This is a genomic window from Anaeromicropila populeti, from assembly GCF_900112775.1.
GTDB lineage: Bacteria > Bacillota > Clostridia > Lachnospirales > Lachnospiraceae > Anaeromicropila_A > Anaeromicropila_A populeti.
Genome location: NZ_FOYZ01000012.1, coordinates 30,783 through 52,398, shown reverse-complemented (window position 1 = coordinate 52,398; position 21,616 = coordinate 30,783). Strand labels below are relative to the sequence as shown.

The following is a 21,616-nucleotide window of genomic DNA, read 5'->3' as shown; positions in this document are numbered from 1 at the left end:
ATCAACCAAAAACAAATAAATTTTAAACAAAATAATTCGCTCATTTTCTATACCTCCATTCAGAATATAAAGTAAAAACAGCAACAAGACCACCTAAAATCATGACAATTTCATAAATATATACCATATTAACCATCACTCCTTTTTAAAAACAAACCCAGTGTAATCATACAAACAAGAGTAAAAATGCAAAGAAAAATCAAAATATCATAAAGACTAAAATAATTTCCAAATATATCGACTTGTATAGATATCAACAAGTCAAATATACTGCCAAAAACTTCCATATCAACATCAACCTCCCTTGCGTATCAAAGCACCAAAAATAGCGATAACAACAGCAGAACCGATAAAGGTTAAAACCCACTCCGGCATAAAACCAAAACTTTGATTAATTACATTTGACATTTTAGACAAAGGATTTAAATTTTCATTAACGAATCTACTAACAGAATTAAGACCATTCTTAATGCCATCCAACAAATTAATGAACGGTCTGACTATAGGCTCAAATATTCCATAATCTTCATCAAGTACTTTATCTTTATCATAGTCCGCAACTTGCTTATCCGTCGTATCATCATCAACGCTGACCGTACCATTTTCACACCAACTAGTACTTTCCGTTTTGCCACCCCCAGCGTCCTTTAACAAACAATGAATCCAATCACCATATTCATAGACACCAGTAACCATATCATAAACATAATACCTAGCTTTTGTATGCAAATCCCAAGTCATATATGTAGGTATTCCCTTTGAAAAACCCAAAAAACTATTAGCGGTTCGATAATCAAACAAATTTTTAAAATCACTACTAGAAAACAAAACTCCATCATTAGGAACATAACCAACATCATTATATATCTGCTCATACGTACTATCCCAAACAACCCAATCTTTCCAAATATAGTCCCTATACCGTATATCACAATCACAATAAACCTCAATACCATATTCCTCAGTTACCAAAGTATCATCTTGCCATGTTAATATACCACCAGCTTCCTCACCTTTCAACAAGTTTCTAACAAGTTCCATATCTCGAGGATAACCCAAATCGGGATTGTATTCCTTTTTCATTCCAACAATTTCACCATTGACAAATTCGTAATCTCCCTCAACGGTAAAATCACCGACCAAATCAACAAGAGAGACAGAACCATTAACATAAGATTTTAACTTGTCAAAATCTGTAAAAATAGGCAGTGGAGCATTAACAGTACCAACATATTCTTCATATTCACTAGAGCCAAAATTACTCCATGTCATATGAATAATGCCATCAGTACTGACAGAACCATTATCTGTCTGATAAGCATAAAAATCACCAACGTAATCACGATATTCACCATCATAATAAACCAATGTTACACGATCATCACTATGTCGATATAAGGCAAGTCTACCCAAATTATTAGGAATGGAAAGGATAGTATCAATATGAGTACGCAAATTAATAGAACTTCTATAATAATCAACAGAAGTTTTAACCTCCATTACAGTTTCAGCATTACATTTCATAGCAGGCAAAAACAAAAAACAAAAACACAAAAAGTAAAAATATTTTAATATTTTATTCAATTTTAATTCCCCCTTATAGAGAAAAAGAAGTTCGGAAACCGAACTCCTTTTAAATAATTATTTTACAAATGATTGAATAACACCGACAACGGCACCAATCACAGCAACAAAAACAACTAAACCAATTGCGTATGCAATAATTGGTTGACCAGTAAGAAAATTACTAGCACTTGTCATGTCTCCGACATACGTCGCAAAACTAGGAAATTCTGTAGGCATGAAATCACCTCCCAACTTTTTATTTTTCACATTCAAATTTATATTTTCACACCCACCAAGCTTCCTCTTTAGGTGGAAAGGTCAACTCCCTCACAAAAGACGTTCGGTCAAACACGAGGGGCGAAAAGCATACAAGCTGACAAACAATATCAAAGTTTCAAAATGTCGGCTGTTTCAGTTCGCAAGGGGTAGTTACAAGGTTAAGCCAAAGTGCGGCATAACCTTTTTCTAACAGCGTTGGGGTGTATTGAATATGTAAACCCCCAAGCGCAAGCGTCCCTATGGGAGGGGTTGACATATGCCAAGTCTATGACAAGGCAGAAATACGTAATACACTACAACGTAATACAAATGTAATACGAATTACTTAGCGGAAATTGGGACAACTTCCAGTAGGTTGACATAGGTACGGTCTTGATTGATTGATATTTTCAATACACACTTCACATCTTGCATTGGTTTCAATCCACGTATAATCTGCTGATGTTCCTCATTCAAAAGAATCTTTTCAACGTCCAAGCCTTGCAAAAACCCGGCTGACGTGAAACTTTTTCCCTCTTTGTTCTTGAATTCCTCTGTACCGAGAAATTTAAAATTTCCCTCGACTTTCATAAAAAACCTCCTTAAAAATTTATTTGAAGAGTAGGAGAGGAGAGTATTTAGTTTCCCCTCCTACTCAATTTCACATCAATTAAACAGCTTTCCTTAAAATATCTTTCATAACTTCATACCTACAGCCAATGTAGTTATTACAAAATTCATAAGCTGTCTGTTCAGCTAAAAGAATATTTTCCCTATAGTTTTTTCTTCCAGTACAAAACTCATTTTCGCTAATTCGTTCTTTCAGAATCTTAACAGCTATTGTTTTAGCTGTATTCACTTTACCGCCAAACACTCGTTTACAAAAATCTTCTTTAGTTTCATTAATTCCACCATGCACTCTATGATAATCATTTTGACTCATGTAAAATCTTTCAATAGTATCATACAGTGTAGAGGAAATTTCTTCATTTCCTCTTAATGTCATTCGTTCAAATTCAACTTTCATCATATATAAAATCCTCCTTTTAGTTAGCAACTTTTTAGCAACTTGTTGACTATTCGTTACAAGTGAGTTAAAATTAATAATAAATAATATCATACATTGAACAGCTGAACAGCCATCCAAAAGACCAGTATTCAATTATCAAGGTCGCAAACTTTGAAACGTATTTTTCAAAGTAAGGCAGAAAAGCCAACGCACCAACGAGGGATTTTAAACGGACACCATATCCCACTAACCAAAGACCAAAAGTAAACATCAAGGAGAATCAATAGATATCTACTAAATACATTATACAATAGATATCTACTAATTATTTTAATAGGAGGAATTTCTTTTGGGAACTTATAAAAATAAAACATACCCATTAAGACTAGATAATGATTTAAGACAAAAAGTTGAAATCATAGCAAATAAAGATGATAGAGCATTAAGTAAACAATATGAAAGAATGATAAGATATTACATTGAGATGTATGAAAAAGAACATGGTAAAATAGAAATAGACCAGGAAGAATAATCCTAGTCTATTTTTTTTGTGAAGCTTATTTATTTTTTCAAAGAATCATTTGTAAGTGCATCGAAAATAATTCTAGCATTAGAAAGTTTACGAACAACATTAATTATTGTATCTGTTTCAGTATCACAAATATAATACAAATCAGAAACAGAAACCATATAATAAGGTTTCTTGTATTCCTTGAAACTCTGACAGTCCTCACAAGGGTTCTTACAAGAGCAATCGCACATAAAGCAATAATTAATTTCAATACCCTTAATAAAGCCATAAACACATTTCATAGACATTCTCCTTTTCTAGTCAAGTCTTTTTGATAAACTGGGATTTGTCGAAGAGAGGTAGATAGATAATAAATTCTTTCAATCAGATAAATTTTTGTCCTCCAATATTATCAAAATTATCGAACTTATGCCTGTCCAAAAGACATAAATTCGATAATATAATAAAAGCTATTTAGAACACAATAATTCAGCAATCTTCTCAGCAGGATTGATTCCAGTAACTTTATAAAAACCGCCAAACAAAGGACAGACATTCACTTCTAAGACATTATATCCATCTTCACTTTCGATTACATCGACACCTCCAATATCCGCATGAATGGCAGTCATTGCTTTTGTGGCAATAGTTGCAATTTCGGAATTTAATTCACATACTTTCCCAATTCCTCCATTGCAAATATTGGTCTTCCAGCCTTTTTCTGTAGCTTCTCGATAAAAGACTCCAAGAGGTTTTCCTCCAACAACAAAAACACGCATATCCCGTAATTTTTCATTTTGCTTCTGACGTACATATTCTTGAATATAAATAGGTTGATTTCCATTTTTCAATATCTCGATATAGCTTCTTGCAATCTCAATATTTTGGGCTTTTACAATGCCTGCGCCCCTTCCCCCTATCCACGGTTTCATTACAACTGGAAATTGTAAATTTTCTAGTTCGTTATCCAAATCCGTATTAGGGAATGCAAAAATTGTTTTGGGATGTGGGATACCTGCTGCTGAAAGCATAACACTTGTATAGGCTTTATTCTGTCCATATTGAATAGCAAGTGCATTATTATAAATTTTCTCTCCTGTCATTTCCAAGAATTTTAATATCATTAATCCTTCTTGCAATATTGGCCGTTCGACCCGACCATAGACAGAATGATATTTTTTCGTTTCAAATCCGCTATTCTCAAACTTTAATATTGTATTATCCCTATTTATCATTTCGTATTCGAAGCCATTTTGATTTATATACTTACATATCTCCTTCATTTCCCATTTGTCTAATGTCATAGAGACAATACCAATTTTATTATTCATACCTTACATCCATTCCTTTCGCTTTTAGCAGTATAATCTTCAAAATATATGGCTTCATCAACCGCTTTTACTATTGCTTCAGCAGAGTATTTTAATTTGTTAAATAACTTTGTATTCAGAATTAAAATATTTGAATCAATATCAAATGATATACTGCTTTTTTCATCCTGTGTCAATAATGTTTGAGAACTATAAGGAACTATTTCTTCTGTACCCTGCATAACCAATAAATCCATTCCACCACTATTAATGTTTGTTACAAGGCTATTTGCTGCCTGTCGTCCTTTTGATAACGGATTGCTAGAACGCCGTCCTTCTATACCCGCAAATACACCATTATAAACCATGATGCGTAAATCAAAACAATATTGCTTTCCATCATTAGAATCAAATAAGGCAGCATCTACTTTTTCCTGTACTAAGTATTCCTCATGGTTTTTAAAGTGTTTTTCTATTATTTGCATCTGCTGTTTATATTCAAAAGAGTTATCCTTATTTTGAAGAAACACCCCAAAACCCTCTCCACCATATGAGGTATTTGGCTTAGTAATACAATCCTGTCCTCTTGAATGAAACATTTGAATGATATGGAGTAATTCTTTACTATTGGCCGCTAAATATGTTTCTGGTTGTCGAAAAGATTGCCCGCTCATATTTAAATATTTATTAATCACTCGATGAGTATTATATTTATTACCAGTTATTAACCGAACATCTAAATCATTTATTACTACTTGTTCAATTTTCTCAGATGGAAAAGAAAAATTGCGACGAAAAATTATATCTGGATAATACGCTTCTTTCGGAATATATAATCGGTTGTTTCGTATCTCACAATCACTTGGAATATACATTTCAGAATAATATCCCTGTTTCTGAAATAACTTAATAAGATAACGTATTTCCTTTTCTATCGCAAGAGGCTGATCCTTTCTTTTGCATAAAATGGCTATACTTTTTTTGGGTAATTCCTGACTTACGCTTCTGAAGATATTCAAAAACTTAAACAAATGCTCACTGTTTACATTTTCTAATTTGGGTTTTTTTCTTTCTATTGCTCCAGCCAGTTTGCTTTTCAGTTCTACATAATATGGTGCCAGAGTGTTGTCATTTACTTCCATGAATACTGGTGTACCATCTTTTTCAATTAAGAAATCAACTGAAGCATATCGAAAACTAGAGCGCTTTATTGGATTATCATTTTCTTTAGGATAGAACATATTCACCAACTCCGCCTTGTTTTCTTGGTATGTATGCATCGACTGGAAGCTGGTATCCTTTATCGAGCAAATCAAGTAAAACTAAGTCCATTGTAATATTATTGTTATCTGTAATCAAAACATCTGTTTTTTTCAAATAAGCTTTCATTTCCTCTAAATAATCCATAACCAGTTTTTCCTTAATCATACTAGTATCTTTAGCTGGTAAGTATTTCGCATTCACATTGTATATAGACTCTGGTTTCCAGACCTTCTTAAATAATTTTGCACGCTCCTGGCTGTCACTATTTTGAAAAGCTATAATAGATAAAGGAGATCCCATTTTTAAAACAAATGAATGCCTAAGTGTAAGCATAGGTTTAATTAAATGCATATAAGTATTCTTTTTAATAATATTAATAGATTTCATAATATCATCAATACCTTCTGTTGGATAATTATGAAACATTAGCATTTTATTTACAATTCCCGCTCTTGCTGATTCGTGTATTAATCTTTGTACCTCTTTTACATCAATACCTTTGCACATATCATTCAGTACATTTTGTGAACCACTCTCAAGCCCCCATTCAATAAATCTGGCGCCTGCTTGATGCATTTTCTGAAAGACCTCTTCTGAAAAATCAGTATCCAAACGACTCATTTGAATCCATCTGATATCTAACTTTCTTTTAATGATTTCCTTAGATAATTCCAGTCCATATTCAGCTGAGATTGCTTCATCCACAATAGAAAACAATCTGGTATTATATTTTCTCATGTCATATTCTATTTCATCAACAACATCTTCTGCCATACGTTGTCTAAAATTCTGACCATAAGAATTCCAATGCATACAAAACTTACATTTTGACCAAGTACATCCTTTAGATGTTAACAACTGTAGCGCAGGAAAAATATATAGGTCTAGAGGAAAACCTTCATATTCAGGTATATCAAACTTTTCAAGCGGATACGCTTCATATTCTGTCATAATCATCTCAGAACCGTTGCGATATAACAAATTAGGGATTGTTTGGTAATCATTTTTTCCCGAATGTATCATTTCAATAAGTCGGCTTAATGTATCTTCACCATCTGCCCAACTTACAAAATCAATAAAATCATTTTCCTCTAAGTACTTTTCCTTATTTAAGGATAAGTCAGAACCCCCAAAACATATTACTCCATCAAATTTCATATTTAAAAGTTTAGCGGCCCAGATACTAAATGTTCTTTGGACTTCCATCACTGAAAATGCAGCAATTTTAGGATTAGCTTGTACAATTTCTTCTATCAGCATATCCATTTCATATGTAACAGTCTCTTTCACATTATTGTCTTTATAAAAATTATAATAATATGCCACACTTGTAAAATAAAAAGCTAAGTTTCCGCTAATTTGAAATATATCTGTTACTGCCTGTAACTCCAGTCTGTCTGTTAATAATTCATACTTACGTGACTGCATATCTCTTTTTGATGAACCGATTTTATCTAGTCCATAACTATCATCAATTTTTTTTAACAATACGTAAAAGTCCATTAATTTACTATAAATTTTTGTACAGTTTTGGTTCATTCGGATTAACATGGGTAAAATATCTTTATATATTTTTTTTAGTTCTTTTCCATCTAGAAGAATATCTTGAAGTAACATATTATTGTCCATCTGTTGTACAGAAAATCCTTTTTTTAGCAAATGGGATGTCAAGACTGGCAAACTCATTGATGGACGATCTATGGTTCTAACTGGCATTGATAACATAAGAATATCTAAATCATTTTTAATCATATTTTTTCTCCTTCTTAATCGACATATTCTTATAGTTGCTGAAATAATTCAGACAAACGACAATTTTTTCCCATATCTATTACACACATGCATCCAGTGCATCCTTCCACTTGCTCGCAGGTTTTACACTTTTCCAAAATATCTTTTTTGTCTAATGTATTTTTAGCATAAAAGCAATCAACAATTTTTCCATCTTTACACAATGTTTTTTCACTAATACCTGTTCCGCAGCTTAACAAAGGTACGATTGTAGCAGGAACCTTCTGATTTTGTATATATCGAGCCAACAAGGTGGTATAACCACAAAGTACATTAAATATTCCAGTCAGTCCATTTTCCTGCTCAATATAATTTAAAAGAAGCTTTGTATGATTTTTATTTAAAGTTAAACATGGATTTACTTGAATTAATGGTCTTTTTATATCGATCGAGGTATCCCATGTATATACATATCTTCTGATATCTAAGCATGTTTCAATTGTATCTGGATTTTTTTCTACATTGAAAAGTAGTGTTGTATCAAGTCCAAGTTGTTGTGAATACACAATCTTTTTAAAAAGATTTTCTGCCATTGCCCTTTCATCTGCTAAAGTCTTTATCTGTGGAAGTTCCTCATCTGTTACAATAATGTATAGTCTTGTACCAGGACGATATATGTCAAGTTCATTTATTGTATCAATCATTTCATTTTTCAAAGATGTTTCTGGATAATAAATAGATACAATTGGAAAACTTTTTTCATATCCTGTCTTATATTGATATACTTCTTTCAATATTTCTTCCATATTTCTATCCGTAGTTTCCGAAGGGTCACTAACGTATAAATGAATTTCCAAATTAATAGCTTCTGGCATTTCTTCAATATGATTTTCAATAAACTCCAGTACCTTTTCTTTCGTTGTGTTCATAGACATATCAACCCAAATACGATTTGTCATTGGGAAACTATTTTCAGTAAATCTTATAGTATCACTCATTTGTGCACTCATCCTTCCTTCAATTGTGTTAATATTAAATCAAACGATATATTTTCATTTGAAGCAATAAATATATCCTTTTCATTGCAATACTTAATCATATCTTTTAAATATAATTCAATTAACATTTTCTTTTCTTCATCAGCCGAATATTTACAATAATACTTAGCATTAATACTGTAAATGGATCCAGGTAACCATACTTTATAAAAATCATCACGATTTTCCTTTTTATAAAAGGTTTCTTCATAAAGTTCCGAGCCAACCTGTAATACCAGCTTTTGTTTTAAAGTAAGCATAGTGGCACTAAAACCAGACTTTACGTTTTTTTCTACAAAGTTTATGGTTTTAATTAAATCATCCAATTCTTCTTTTGGATAGTTGTGCCATGTAAGCAGTTTGTTTTTTATTCCAAGCGTTCCTGCAATATGCATTATTTCTTGAGCCTTTTTAATATGAATCCCCTTATTCATTCCATTTAAAATCTTTTCGGAACCAGATTCAAGCCCCCATTCGACAATACGTGCGCCACCTTGATACCATTTTTTTAAGTTATCCTCATTAAACTCATCATCTAATCTACCAAATGACATCCAAAAAAATGGAAGCTTTCGTTCTGAAATCATTTCACCAATTCTGGCACCATGCTCGGCAGAAATTGTTTCATCTGCAAAATGAAATAGTCTCGTTCCATATTTCTGATACATATATTCCATCTCATTAACAACATCCTCTGGATCGCGTTCGTTATAGTCTTCTCGAAAGGATGTCTTGTGAGCACAGAATTTACATTTTTTCCAAGGGCAATTACTAGATGATATAATTGGGAATATTGGTGATAAATATAAATCTAGTGGCAAACCGTCATAACATGGAAAATCTGTTTTATAACAATCGGTTAAAAATTTACTATTTGTATTTTTCTTTATTTCTAATTCATTTCGATAAATCAAACGAGGGATTTCAGAAAAATTTTTTTCGCCTTTTCTTAACATGGTCACTAATTGATACAGTGACATTTCTCCTTCGCCTGTAATAATAAAATCAATATGAGGATTATCATATAAAAACTGTTCTTTATATTTTGTCGGATGTGCTCCCCCGAAAAGAATCCATCCTTTATATTTACTATTCTTCTTCAAAAACTGACTGTACCAGATCGAAAACGTATTTTGCGTCGTAATAATTGAAAAACCTATGATTTTAGGATTTTCTTCTAGAATTTCTTCTGTTGTATTTCTTATGTATTGTGTAAAAAACGGAAACAACCCATTCTTCTCTATCTCGTCGTAATACAAACAAATATATGATATGAAAAAATCAAAACATTTGGAAATATCGAATATAGTATTCATAAGATTCGCTTTTCTTTTTTCTTTTAGAAATCCATACTTTCTGCTCTGACACAATTCAATCAATTCTTGTAACTCATTAAAAGAAGATTCTGTATTAACTTTTTTCAAAATATTGTAAAACTGCATTAACTTTTGATGTTCCGCTTCGTTGGTCATATTAACACGAACAAAGTAGGGTATTCCTATGTGGAACAAATAATCCAAATTTTCCTTTTTCAAGAATAGCATTTTTACTTCTATATTTAAATCTTTCTGTAATACAGATACATTTCTTTTTTTTAAAAAGCCTGTCAAGGCTGGTAAAGCCAACGCAGGATAATCTATTACTTTACTTGGGCATGATAGTAATAATAACTCCGTTACTCCTTCTGATTTCATAAATCAACTCCTATCTAGCTGCAAAAAATACAATCTATTACTTCATTTTATTTAATAATTCAAGACATTTATTTAGAGAACCTTCTTGATCAAATTTAATAATACAAAGCATTTGATCATAAGTATTTAATGCTGCCGCAAAATACTCATTTATTGCCTGAACAGAACAAGTTGGCCTTTCGCTATAAAACTCAATACCAGCTGTTGCCATACCATCTACTAATGCTCCTGTTTTCTCGTCCAGCTTTGCCACTGGTGCAACAATATTTGCAATCTTTCTTGCGTCTTCTGCCAAAAGATGCTCATGATTATCAATATCAATAGAAGGATATAGATTCAGCTTTGCATTTTTAGAAAACATTTCTAAAGTTCTATACACGGTTGGGTGATATGTTTTTGTAACAATTAATTTCAAATCTTTGCTTTCAGCCATAGAATCCTTTATATGTCTCATTGCCATTTCCAGAAACAAAATGCTGCCTTGATATTGAGCTGCAACAAAAGCTGTCCATAAATATAAAAATGGCGTATCATAATTTTCATACCATTTTGAACCAAATATTCCTACATATTTATTTGTTTCTTTATCAATTGCGCACAATACAATTTCGTATTTATTAAATATTTCCAATTGATTTTCAAAATAGTCTTTAACCTTCATTCCAGGCATGCCTTCTGCCAAATCAGAAATAATCTTATTTCTGTCTGCTTCACTAATTGGATCTTTTCCATCTGAATATTTAAATATATATTTATTGGTTACTTCTTCCCGTGTCCAGTACATGTGTCATTCTCCTTCTCATCTTTAAATTTTTTTATAAATATTAATTTGTATGCCATTTTGTTTCATAATATCTTGTTTTACTAATCTCATAGTATCTTTATCAATCATATTATCTAACAACAAGTTATTTTTAAAATTCAAGAAATTAGAATAGTGTTCTTTTCCTGAAATTTTTTCTATGAAATAAATAAGCATCTTGTGTATTATAGAAATATCCTTTTCAATGCAAAATTCAACAATCATGATATAGTTCCCTTTTTTTGTAACTCTAACTGCTTCATGTACCATTTTTTGTGCCATAGTAAGTTCTTTTTCATGTAATGCAAGCGATAACAACACCAAATCAAAAGAATCATTGTTAAATTCTAGATTTGTTGCATCTTGTTTTCTACATTCTGGAGCATACTTACCTTTTCTTGCATCTTCAAGCATTTGCTCAGAATTGTCAACACCAATTCCATGGTACCCTTTTTTGTTCAGCCGTTTTAACTGGGTACCTGTTCCACAGCATATATCAAGTATAGTCTGAATATGTAATAAATCGATGTTCTTATCAATTCGTGTTCGAGCCGAATGGAAAACTGGATACATAATAATATTATAAAATGTAGTTCGCAAGCTCATTTTCTCACCTCTTATCTTTACTTTTGTATTCAGATAAACTTAATAAAATATCATAAGTTGCAGATAGTGCTGTAAAATAATCATCTTCTCGAACATGTTCATTGGGAGCATGAGCATTTACTCCAGGATATAATGCTCCTAAGCTGAAAATAGGAATCTTGTACTGCGTACTTAAAAAGTATGCTGGTCCTGTTCCCGCAGCACTTAATTTCACATTCACTTCTTTTTCAAAACTTATTTCTATTTGTTGAATTAAAAAATTAATAATTGGATTATCAATATCCGTTGTTGATACAGGTTCATTGATTAATTCGCGAACTGTGATGTCATCAAAGCCATGCTCTTTCAAATGTTCTGACACTATGCCAGCCACTTCTTTTGAATTTTGATTTTTGACCAAACGAATATCAAGTTTTGCATGTGCTTCACATGGCATAACAGATTTTATTCCCTGACCTGTATAACCAGCCCATAATCCAGATATATTACATGTATTATAAAAATAATGCCTCTTTAATATTTCTATTTTATCTGTGTGGTTACCAATGAAATCTGTTCTTCCTTTGGCATTTAAAAACTTTTCCGCATCAAACTTTTCTTGTATCAACAACTGCATTTCTTGTTCTGTGGGCTTTTCAATACATTCTGTCAATTTAGGAATTGTTAAATATCCATCTTTGTCACGCAAAGTATTCAATGCCTGTACCAATTTCCATACTGCACTGTCAAAATAAGAAGCATTTCCTGAATGTAAATCCTTTTCACCTAATTTACAAGATAGTTCCATATAACTAATTCCCTTATATCCAAATAGAATGACTGGTCTTCCACTTTCGTCTACACCACCAGATTCCCAAAGACAAAGGTCTGAATCATTCCATAGATGTCCATATTTTTGTGAGAATGCCTCTAAGTTTGGACTACCCAGTTCCTCTTCACCTTCTATAATCCATTTGATTTTAATAGGGATTTTTTTATATCTATCTTTTAGCAAGCGGATTGCTTGCAGTCGCAGCATCAAGTTTCCCTTATTATCTGCCACACCTCTTGCATATATTTTTCCTTCGCGAATTTCAGGCTGAAATGGATTGGATTTCCACAAGTTTAAATCTCCAGTAGGTTGTACATCATAATGATCGTAAATTAATAAAGTAAAACTACCTTCTCCAAATTCAGCAAATAAATAAGGATAAGAACCATTTACCTCAAATGTATTTGTTTCAACACCAATTTCTAAAAACATATCTTTGATTTTTTCTACAACTTCATATACTCCGTTACCTTCAACAGCAACACTTGGAATTTGAAGAATTTCATACAATTCATCCAAATATTTTTTCTTATCTTGTAGAATCTTTTCTTTTATTTTCATATTGCTTTATACACAGGACAAATTTGAATTATCCAGATGCAATTCCTCCTGGTTTGTTTTTGAAATATCAATCATTTCTTTAATTGCATCAACAAAAGTTAATATTTCATCTTCTGTATTAAAACTTGAAAGGCTGATTCGAACAAGACCATTTGGATCTGAACCCAAATTATGATGAATTAACGGTGCACATAATATTCCTGTTCTGACAACAATATTGTGCCGCTTTGACAAATAGTTTCCAACCTCTTTTGGATCCACTCCATTTACATTCATTCCAATAATCGGTGAATAATATTTGTCTGTTCCATACAATTTTATTTCAGGAATGTTCTCTAATTTATCACGTAATGAATAATAAAGTTTGCTTTTCACTACATTAGCCGCATCAATTCCTTTATCCAATATATAAGATACACCTGCTTCTAATGATGCAATTCCTACAAAATTCTGTGTTCCAGCTTCAAAATAAATTGGACGCTCCTCGATTTGATAAAGCGATGTAGATTTTACACCTGTACCTCCAACAATTAATGGCTGAATATCCACATCTTCCTTTACATATAGTCCACCAATGCCTGCAATACCATGTAAAGATTTATGTCCTGTAAATGCCATAATATCAATATCCAGTTCCCTTACGTTTATAGGTATCGTCCCTGCGGATTGAGAAGCATCTACAATAAGTAATAAATTCTCATCATGTGCAAGTTCTGAAATTGCATATAAGTCAACTTCTGTACCAACAACATTTGAGGAATGATTAACAAAAATTGCTTTTGTATCTTTATTAATCTGATTTCTGATGTCATCAACATGTATAAATCCTTGTTCATCACAAGGCACAAAGGACAAGTTTACATTTCTTTCCTTTTCCGCCACCTTCAGTGCCCTGACAACCGAACTGTGTTCCGTAGTTGTAGTAATAACGTGTTTATTATCCAATCCAAGTCCTTTTACAATCATATTAATTGATTGGGTAGAACCAGAAGTAAAGGAAATACAACTACTATTTGCTGCACCAAACAGTTTTGCCAATTTATTCCTGCAAGATAATATGACGTCTTTTTCATCTTCAACCATAGACGATCTTCCTGCGTCTATCGGTGGGTGTGCTGCATAAAAAGAAACTGCATCCAGTACACATTGTGGTTTGGGATAACTAGTAGCAGCATTATTAAAATAAATCAAACCAATACCTCCTTTATAATTTATTTACTTTATGTCGAAACGGATATTTAGGTAAAGAAATCCTTCTTCCTATTTCACCATTATTTAAAACTTCAAAATCAAAGTTTTCGCCTAAAGTCCATAAACTTCCTGCACAAAATAGCATTTTCTGATTTTCGTCAAAGTCCTCTCTAATATTTCTAAAAGGATCTAATAAAATATGTTCTGTGCCCTCATTTTCATAACTCTGAATAAGTCTGTGAAAAACTTTACCTGGTCCTAAATTGATAATGACATTTGTTTTTGATTCTTTTATAGCTTTTTCAAAGCATGAGTACATACAAATTGGATTGGTAAGCTGGTTTTTCCAGAACTCTATAAATTCAAACTTGTCCATTTGTACTTCAATCTGCTCTAAAGATTTCTCATATAATTTCATCATGTCATCTGTTATTTCATAATAAATTTGATCCAATTGTTTTTCTTCATAGATTCTGATAGCATTTTCTTCTGCAATCAATAAAAATTCTTTCTTTTGTTCTGCATTAACGCCAACAAGGCATTTTGAGGACGTTTCTTCTACGAAAAGGATGCACAAGCCATCAAAATACTTTTCTATATTTGTTTTTGTTGTATAGATTGTAAAATATATATAAGCCTTTGCCATTTCCTTTATTTTAACCTTTGCCATCAGAAGCCGGTAAGCGTCCTCTGGCTGTAAGCTTCCTGTTATGCATGCAGCAGCAAATTCCCCCGTGCCAGTACTGACAATTGCATTGGGGTTAATACCAGAATCGATAAAATATTTTGCCATAACATATTCTGCTGTAAATACAAGAAGTTCGTTATATTTACTAACTTGTACTTCAGAAAAAAACAGTTCTTTTATATCTACATCAAATTTAGCTTTTGTTAACGTAAAGAGTTGATCCAGCAATTGGTGAAAATAATCATATTGTTCATATAACTTTTGAAAATAAATAATACTCTTTGTATTCATGTGGGGAAGAAGAAACACTATATTTCGTTCCTTTCGTATTTCGTTTCTTTTTGCATAGGTAGAAGGCATACGTAAGAAATTATCATGAGCCATCTGTACTCCATTGCAAAGGATAAATTGACGAAAATCATATTTTTTTCTGCCCTTTTGCAAGGTATAAGCCACATCATACATAGAAACCGATTTCTGCGTTTTTAAAAATTCTGATAAAGATATTCCGAACTGCTCTAACGCCCATTCAGATTTTGCTGATACGGGTAACAAATACCACTCTTTTTGAATATTCTGCACTTTCTGCTCTGGTGCTTCTTCTAAAATTATATGTGCATTTGTCCCACCAACTGCAATATTATTTACAGCGGCACGTAATCTTAATGTCCCTTGTAAATTTTCCAGCTGTATCAACTTTGCATTTACAGTAAACGGAGTTTTTGAAAATGTAATATTAGGATTAGGATGTGCATAGTTTAAGGTCGCAGGAAGCAAGCGATGTTTCAATGACAATGCTGCCTTAATTAAACCGACTATTCCAGAGGCAGGTCCTAAATAACCAATGTTAGGTTTATGTGAGCTAAGATAACAGTATTCTTTTTGTTCTGTATCAAATGCAGAAGCTAATGCCATAACTTCTAAATAATCTCCCATTTGCGTACCAGTGCCATGAGTTTCTACAAAGTTAATTGTTTCTGGAAGTACATTTGAAAAATTAATTGCTTTCCTTATAGCATTCTCTATTCCTTTTATACCTGCGGCCGTATACATTGGTTTGTCACTTCCATCATTGTCAATGGCAGTTCCTTTAATCACTGCATAAATATTATCATTATCTTGAATTGCATCTTCTAAAAGTTTTAAGACAACAAGGCCAATTCCATCTCCCCCACAGCTTCCTGTCCCATCTGCATCAAAGGGACGGCACATACCATCTTTTGATGTAATTGAATTTTCGACATAGTAGTGTCCAGAGTTTTCAGGAAGCATTACGGAATAGCCTCCAGCTATTGCAATATTACAGTCACCTGTCATCAATCCTCTACAGGCCAAATGTACCGCTGTTAAAGAAGACGTACATGCTGTTGATACAGATATACTTGGACCTTGCAAGTCCAGTTTATGCGAAACTCTGGAGCAGGAAAAATCTTTGTCTAAGAAGTGTATTGCATCAAACATTTCCTGAAAGCTACTTCTAAGACCTACAGCCTTAGTTTCCCAAACTCTATTGGAAATGCCGCCTGCATATAAACCAATGTCTCCACTAAATGAGCCAGAATAGTAACCCGCATCTTCCAATGCCTCATAGGTTACTTCATGCAATAGCCTTATTTGAGGATCCATGATTTCAACTTCCTTATCTAAATATCCAAAAAACTCCCCATCAAATCCCCATAAATTTTTTAATAAACCTTTTCTTCTCACATATTTATCATCTTTTATTATGTTTTCAGATATTCCGTCACTTAGCATTTGTTCATCCGATAATACAGTTACCACATCTTTGGAGTTTATCAGCAATTCCCAAAATTCTTCTACGTTATCAGCATTTGGAAATTTTCCAGCCATTCCAATAATGGCAACTTCTAGTCCTGTATATTCATAGTTTTCATCTAAGTTACCCATATTTCATCTCCAACTATTTACTTATTTTTTCGAATCAGGTTAATTTTATTTTTCATAACAGCTACATTTTTTGATATTTGTTTGTCTGGATTATCTGGCTTTTTAATATTGTTTCCTATATCTAACAATATTTTTGATATGCCACTTACTGTTGCATCTTGAAATAATTGTACAACAGGTATATCTACATTCATTTTTTCTTTTAGTTTATTGGTAAATTGTATGAACTTTATAGAGTTCCCACCAATATCAAAAAAATTATCATTAACACCAATGTTTTGTATTTCTAATTCTTCCTTCCACATAAAAAGAAGTAGTTCTTCTGTTTGATTTTGAGGCTTTACATACTTCACACCAGTATCTAGCTTTTCTGATTTTTTATGTTCTAAAAGTTTTTTTCTATCTAATTTCCCATTTGCAGTAACTGGAAAATTTTCCAACGGAATAAAGACATCCGGAATAAAATAATCTGGAAGCTTCTTTAGCAAAAATTCCTTTAATTCAGCATACGTAATTTCTTTTGAACTGGTAAAAAAGGCATACAGTTTTTTTTCTTGCCACTTTTCTTCTCCAGCAATTACAACTGCTTCTTTTATACCTGGATACTTCAATAATGTACCTTCAATTTCACCTAGTTCTACACGAAATCCACGTATTTTCACTTGGGTATCAGCCCTGCCCAAAAATTCCATATTTCCATTAGTATGCCATTTTGCCAAATCACCTGTTTTATATATTATTTCCCCTTCTACAAATGGATTTGATATAAACTGTTTTTTTGTCAGTTCTGGCTCATTGAAATAACCTAACGCCAGACAATCCCCTCCGATATACAAATCCCCTGGTATACCAACTGGTAATAACATTAAATTACTGTCTAATATATAGTAAGCAGCATTTTGTATAGGCTTTCCGTACGGTATGCTTTTCCAATAAGATTTTACTTCATCTATTATGTAGTAATTAGACCATACTGTTGCTTCTGTTGCACCTCCCAGACTAATAACTTCTACTCCTGAGAAAGTCTGCTTTATTCTGTCTGGCAAAGAAACTGGTATCCAGTCACCACTGAGAAATACATGGCTAAGACAATGTTCTTTTGCATTAGTTTCATCAAAAAATGGTTCTAACTGCATCAATGTCTGAGGAGCTGAGTTCCAAAAGGTAATTTTTTTCTCCACAATTGTCTGAAGAAGTTCCTTTGGATGCATTAACTCTTCTCGCGATGTCATATATATAGTTCCACCTGCTGATAGCAGGCCAAATATATCATACACAGATAAATCAAAACTTATAGAAGTTACTGCTAATACCTTATCCTTCGGAGATATCTGAAAGGTCTTATTCACCCATTCAATCAAATTGACTGCTTTAGTATGTTGAATCATAACACCTTTAGGATTACCGGTTGAACCAGAAGTAAAAATAATATATGCAAGGTCTTCTGGACTTACATTTACATCTGGCATTCGCATGGATCTTTTCCATATATCTTGTTTGGAATAAATGTACTTATCGTATTTTTTTGCTGTTTTATTCTGTGTATCTTCATCAAGCTCTGACATAGATAAAACTTTATGAATTAGGTCTTTTTCTTCTGTTAACTCTAAAATTCTCTGTAACTCTTTGCTATATGTAATAATAAATTTAACATTTAAGTTTTCCCAAATAGTCAATACTCTGTCATCAGGAAGATAGGGTTCTAACGGAATATAGACACCACCAGCACAGACAATACCCATAACCGCTGCAATCATTTCATATGAACGTTCTAAAAAGACACCCACTGCTTCACCAATCTGTAATCCTGCTTCTACTAAAGTATTTGCTATTCTGGATGAATCCTCACTCAACTGCTTATATGTATAAGCCAAACCATTCCATTCAACTGCTATTGCTTCTCCATTTTCATCCACCTGTTTTATAAATTGATCAAATATTCTTTCTTTGAAATGGTATTCCTTTTTCGTATGATTAAAATCGAAAAGGAGCTGCTTCTTCTCATCTATTCCCATACAGTCAATTTCCCATATGCGGGTATCTGGATTTTGTAATACATAAGAAATACAATTAATAAAATGTTGGGCAAGCCTTTCTATCGTACGTACTTTAAACAATTCTGTACTATATTCTATGAGGCATTCTATTCCATCCTTAACTTGCATTAATTCAATTGTAATATCAAATTTTGATGTTTTGTTTTTTAATTGCTTTAGATGAGCAATTTCTTTTTCAAGCAAAACATCGCTCAAGTCCATATTTTGCAGAATAAACACAACATTGAACATTGGATTATTTATGGTATTCCCTTTTAACCCCAACTCTTCAATTAATACATCAAACTGGCAATCTTGATTTTCAAATGCTTCCAATGCATTGTTACGTACTTCCCTTAAAAAATCTCTAAATTTTTTATTCTTATTAGGAAAATTTCTTAAAGGCATCATATTCACAAACATTCCAACCATGTCCTGTAAATCAACATGTGGTCTATCAGCAATTGGAGTTCCAATAATAATATCTTCCTGTGACGAATATTTATGTAATACAATATTGACAATACCAAAAAGAACCATAAATAGAGTTGTTTCGTTTTCTTTAGAAAACAGTTCTATTTTTTTTGTCAATTCCTGATTTATCTTAAAATTTAAAATATCTCCAGTAGAATTCATTGTATTATTTTTAGCAAAATCGTAAGGCAGATTGAGCATTGGAGCTCTGTCCTTCATTTTATTTACCCAGTAATCAATTTGTTTTCTATATTTTTCACCTTGCTGTTGTTGTTCTTGCCAAATTGTAAAATCTTTGTATTGGAGTTTTACATCATCCAGCTTTCTATTATTGTACAGTTCTGCAAATTCTTTTACAATAATCCCAAAGGATGTTCCGTCTACTACGATATGATGTGCTGTAAAGCACAAGATTGTTCTATGTTCAACTGCTATATGAATGATGTGCAGTCTAATTAATGCGTCTCTATCCAATCGAAATGGTTTATCTATTTGTTCTAAATAATCATCTATCTGCCATGGTTCAAGAAATGCTAATTCCGCTTTTACTTCTAGCGATGTTCTAATCACTTGATATGCTGTTCCTTCAATTACTTGAAAATTAGTTCTAAGACTATCATGCCTCATAATCACTTCATTTAAACAGCTTTCTGCCAATGAAGTATTGACAGCTCCTTTTACCTCCAAGGAAAGCATAATATTGTACACTGTGCTGTCTGGTTCGAACTGATTCATTATAAACAATCTTTTCTGAGCAGATGACAAAATGTATCGTTCACTTTTAGGTGCAATTTCTATTGGTACAAACAGATTTCGGTTTTTGTTTTCTTCTATATACATAGATAATTCACGAATTGTAGGTGCAGTAAAAAATATGTCCATTGGAAGTTCTACATTAAATTTTTTGATAACAGTAGCTTGAATTTTAACACCTGTTAATGAATTACCCCCCAAATCAAAAAAGTTATCTAATACACCAATACGTTGTTTTTTAAACAGAGTCTGCCAAAATTCTTGTAATTCTTTTTCTATATCAGTTTGAGGTTCTTCATATGTAGTTTTAATAATTTCTCTTGTCTTTTCTGATATAGCATCTTCTTCATTCAGCTTTTTATGTGCAGTTACTATTTGGTTTGAATCCTTTTGAGCCGATAATCCATTCATGATTGTACATAACATTTCTTTTTCCTGCTCACAGGCTTTTTTGGAAAGTCTTTCTGGATCAAATTCTCTGTTCAAATTCATTCCAAGAGAAGCTGTATTTAAACACTTTTTCCAACTAGAAATTAATTCTTTTTCTATTGTTATATATCTTTCTTCTTTCTCTACGAAATGAATCATATAATCACTTAAAAGTTTGTATAAAAATTCTTTATAACTTAATGTTCTGGTAAATAAGAACTCTACATGATTTGTAAGTTCAAAAATACTAGATCTTTTTACTACCTTGCCTTCTTTTACTTTATCCAAAATTTCATTCATAAAAGTAAGTTCTTTAAATGGCTGTTCTTCTCTGGCATTGCAATAAAAATCCAAAAATTCTGAAAGAAACGTTTTATCTGTATTAGTAGCCGTATTGTTATCTGAATTTGTAATAGTTGCAGCATATGCACGTTTCATCACCTTTTTATAAGACTGAATCATATTTGATGCCATCTCATATGTAATTACAAACTGCTCATAAACCTGCCCTTCTTTCAGTTCTAAATACTCTGTCTGAGTAGTATCAATCACATAAAACAATTTTTTTTCTGCATCATATCCATTTATCAGCATTAAATAAGGCCAATCTGTTTCCTTATAGTATTGTGAATAAAAGAGTTCTTTCAAATTCACAGTAAGCATAACTGGAATATTCTTCTCTATTTGCTGTTCAATCCATATGAATATTTCATCACATTCTATATCTTCGATAGTGAGATTTTTTTTCATTTTTTCTTCAATAATCCACTGTATGGTATCTTCAAAGTCAGGAATAATAATATTTTCTTCTTGAAAATTTTTCATGTGATAACTTTGAATTGTCTTTAAATAGAGCAAAAATAAATTTGGTTCAAATTCCGAAAATACCGATAATGCTAGTGCCATTGGTTTTTCATAACAAGTTAAATAATCAAAACTATATGTATTATTTTTGCTTTCAATTTCAACTATATGCAT

Annotated in this window: 17 protein-coding genes; 1 reads left to right on the top strand and 16 read right to left on the bottom strand. The window is 32.2% G+C overall.

All coding sequences use genetic code 11. The features are described from left to right. Positions 1-294 precede the first annotated feature (294 nt). The 4 genes from BM305_RS14705 to BM305_RS14695 form a co-directional block, all read right to left on the bottom strand. Entirely contained in the window at positions 295-1,500 is a 1,206-nt protein-coding gene (locus tag BM305_RS14705) for a hypothetical protein (RefSeq protein WP_143099190.1), read from the bottom strand. A gap of 141 nt (positions 1,501-1,641) precedes the next feature. Then, entirely contained in the window at positions 1,642-1,833 is a 192-nt protein-coding gene (locus BM305_RS19210) for a hypothetical protein (protein WP_207649497.1), read from the bottom strand. A gap of 333 nt (positions 1,834-2,166) precedes the next feature. After that, on the bottom strand, positions 2,167-2,415 hold the full coding sequence (locus BM305_RS14700; RefSeq protein WP_092562363.1) for a hypothetical protein: 249 nt from the start codon (positions 2,413-2,415) through the stop codon (positions 2,167-2,169). Positions 2,416-2,494: 79 nt separating this feature from the next. Then, on the bottom strand, positions 2,495-2,854 hold the full coding sequence (locus tag BM305_RS14695; protein WP_092562360.1) for a hypothetical protein: 360 nt from the start codon (positions 2,852-2,854) through the stop codon (positions 2,495-2,497). A gap of 328 nt (positions 2,855-3,182) precedes the next feature. Here BM305_RS14695 and BM305_RS14690 point away from each other — a divergent pair, with 328 nt between their 5' ends. Beyond that, complete coding sequence (locus BM305_RS14690) at positions 3,183-3,365, top strand: hypothetical protein (RefSeq protein WP_092562357.1); 183 nt, start codon at positions 3,183-3,185, stop codon at positions 3,363-3,365. Between the two features lie 29 nt (positions 3,366-3,394). On the opposite strand, the gene BM305_RS14685 is transcribed toward BM305_RS14690, so the two are convergent. The 12 genes from BM305_RS14685 to BM305_RS14630 form a co-directional block, all read right to left on the bottom strand. Next, positions 3,395-3,646 (bottom strand): hypothetical protein, encoded by a 252-nt coding sequence (locus tag BM305_RS14685; protein WP_092562354.1) that lies wholly within the window; start codon positions 3,644-3,646, stop codon positions 3,395-3,397. 168 nt (positions 3,647-3,814) lie between these two features. Next, positions 3,815-4,675: an ATP-grasp domain-containing protein gene (locus BM305_RS14680; RefSeq protein WP_092562352.1), complete on the bottom strand. Its 861-nt coding sequence runs from the start codon at positions 4,673-4,675 to the stop codon at positions 3,815-3,817. After that, positions 4,672-5,895, bottom strand: a complete 1,224-nt coding sequence (locus BM305_RS14675; protein WP_092562349.1) for an ATP-grasp domain-containing protein — start codon at positions 5,893-5,895, stop codon at positions 4,672-4,674. The genes BM305_RS14680 and BM305_RS14675 overlap by 4 nt, the downstream gene beginning before the upstream one ends. Beyond that, positions 5,882-7,669 carry a B12-binding domain-containing radical SAM protein gene (locus BM305_RS14670; RefSeq protein WP_092562346.1) on the bottom strand — a complete coding sequence of 596 codons (1,788 nt, stop codon included), beginning with the start codon at positions 7,667-7,669 and terminating at the stop codon, positions 5,882-5,884. Before BM305_RS14670 ends, BM305_RS14675 begins: the two co-directional genes overlap by 14 nt. Positions 7,670-7,698: 29 nt before the next feature. After that, complete coding sequence (locus BM305_RS14665) at positions 7,699-8,646, bottom strand: hypothetical protein (RefSeq protein WP_143099189.1); 948 nt, start codon at positions 8,644-8,646, stop codon at positions 7,699-7,701. Between the two features lie 8 nt (positions 8,647-8,654). Next, entirely contained in the window at positions 8,655-10,379 is a 1,725-nt protein-coding gene (locus tag BM305_RS14660) for a B12-binding domain-containing radical SAM protein (RefSeq protein WP_092562340.1), read from the bottom strand. Between the two features lie 37 nt (positions 10,380-10,416). Further along, positions 10,417-11,163, bottom strand: a complete 747-nt coding sequence (locus BM305_RS14655; RefSeq protein ID WP_092562337.1) for a hypothetical protein — start codon at positions 11,161-11,163, stop codon at positions 10,417-10,419. Positions 11,164-11,184: 21 nt separating this feature from the next. After that, a complete protein-coding gene (locus BM305_RS14650; RefSeq protein ID WP_092562334.1) occupies positions 11,185-11,787 on the bottom strand; it encodes a class I SAM-dependent methyltransferase in 603 nt (200 codons plus the stop codon). Between the two features lie 4 nt (positions 11,788-11,791). After that, positions 11,792-13,159: a M20/M25/M40 family metallo-hydrolase gene (locus tag BM305_RS14645; RefSeq protein ID WP_092562331.1), complete on the bottom strand. Its 1,368-nt coding sequence runs from the start codon at positions 13,157-13,159 to the stop codon at positions 11,792-11,794. A 6-nt stretch (positions 13,160-13,165) separates the two neighbouring features. Then, positions 13,166-14,350, bottom strand: a complete 1,185-nt coding sequence (locus BM305_RS14640; protein WP_177214747.1) for an aminotransferase class V-fold PLP-dependent enzyme — start codon at positions 14,348-14,350, stop codon at positions 13,166-13,168. Between the two features lie 13 nt (positions 14,351-14,363). Continuing rightward, the gene (locus tag BM305_RS14635) at positions 14,364-16,946 is read right to left on the bottom strand and encodes a type I polyketide synthase (protein ID WP_092562325.1); all 2,583 of its coding nucleotides are present in this window, start codon (positions 16,944-16,946) and stop codon (positions 14,364-14,366) included. A gap of 17 nt (positions 16,947-16,963) precedes the next feature. Further along, positions 16,964-21,616 (bottom strand): non-ribosomal peptide synthetase, encoded by a 4,653-nt coding sequence (locus tag BM305_RS14630; RefSeq protein WP_092562322.1) that lies wholly within the window; start codon positions 21,614-21,616, stop codon positions 16,964-16,966.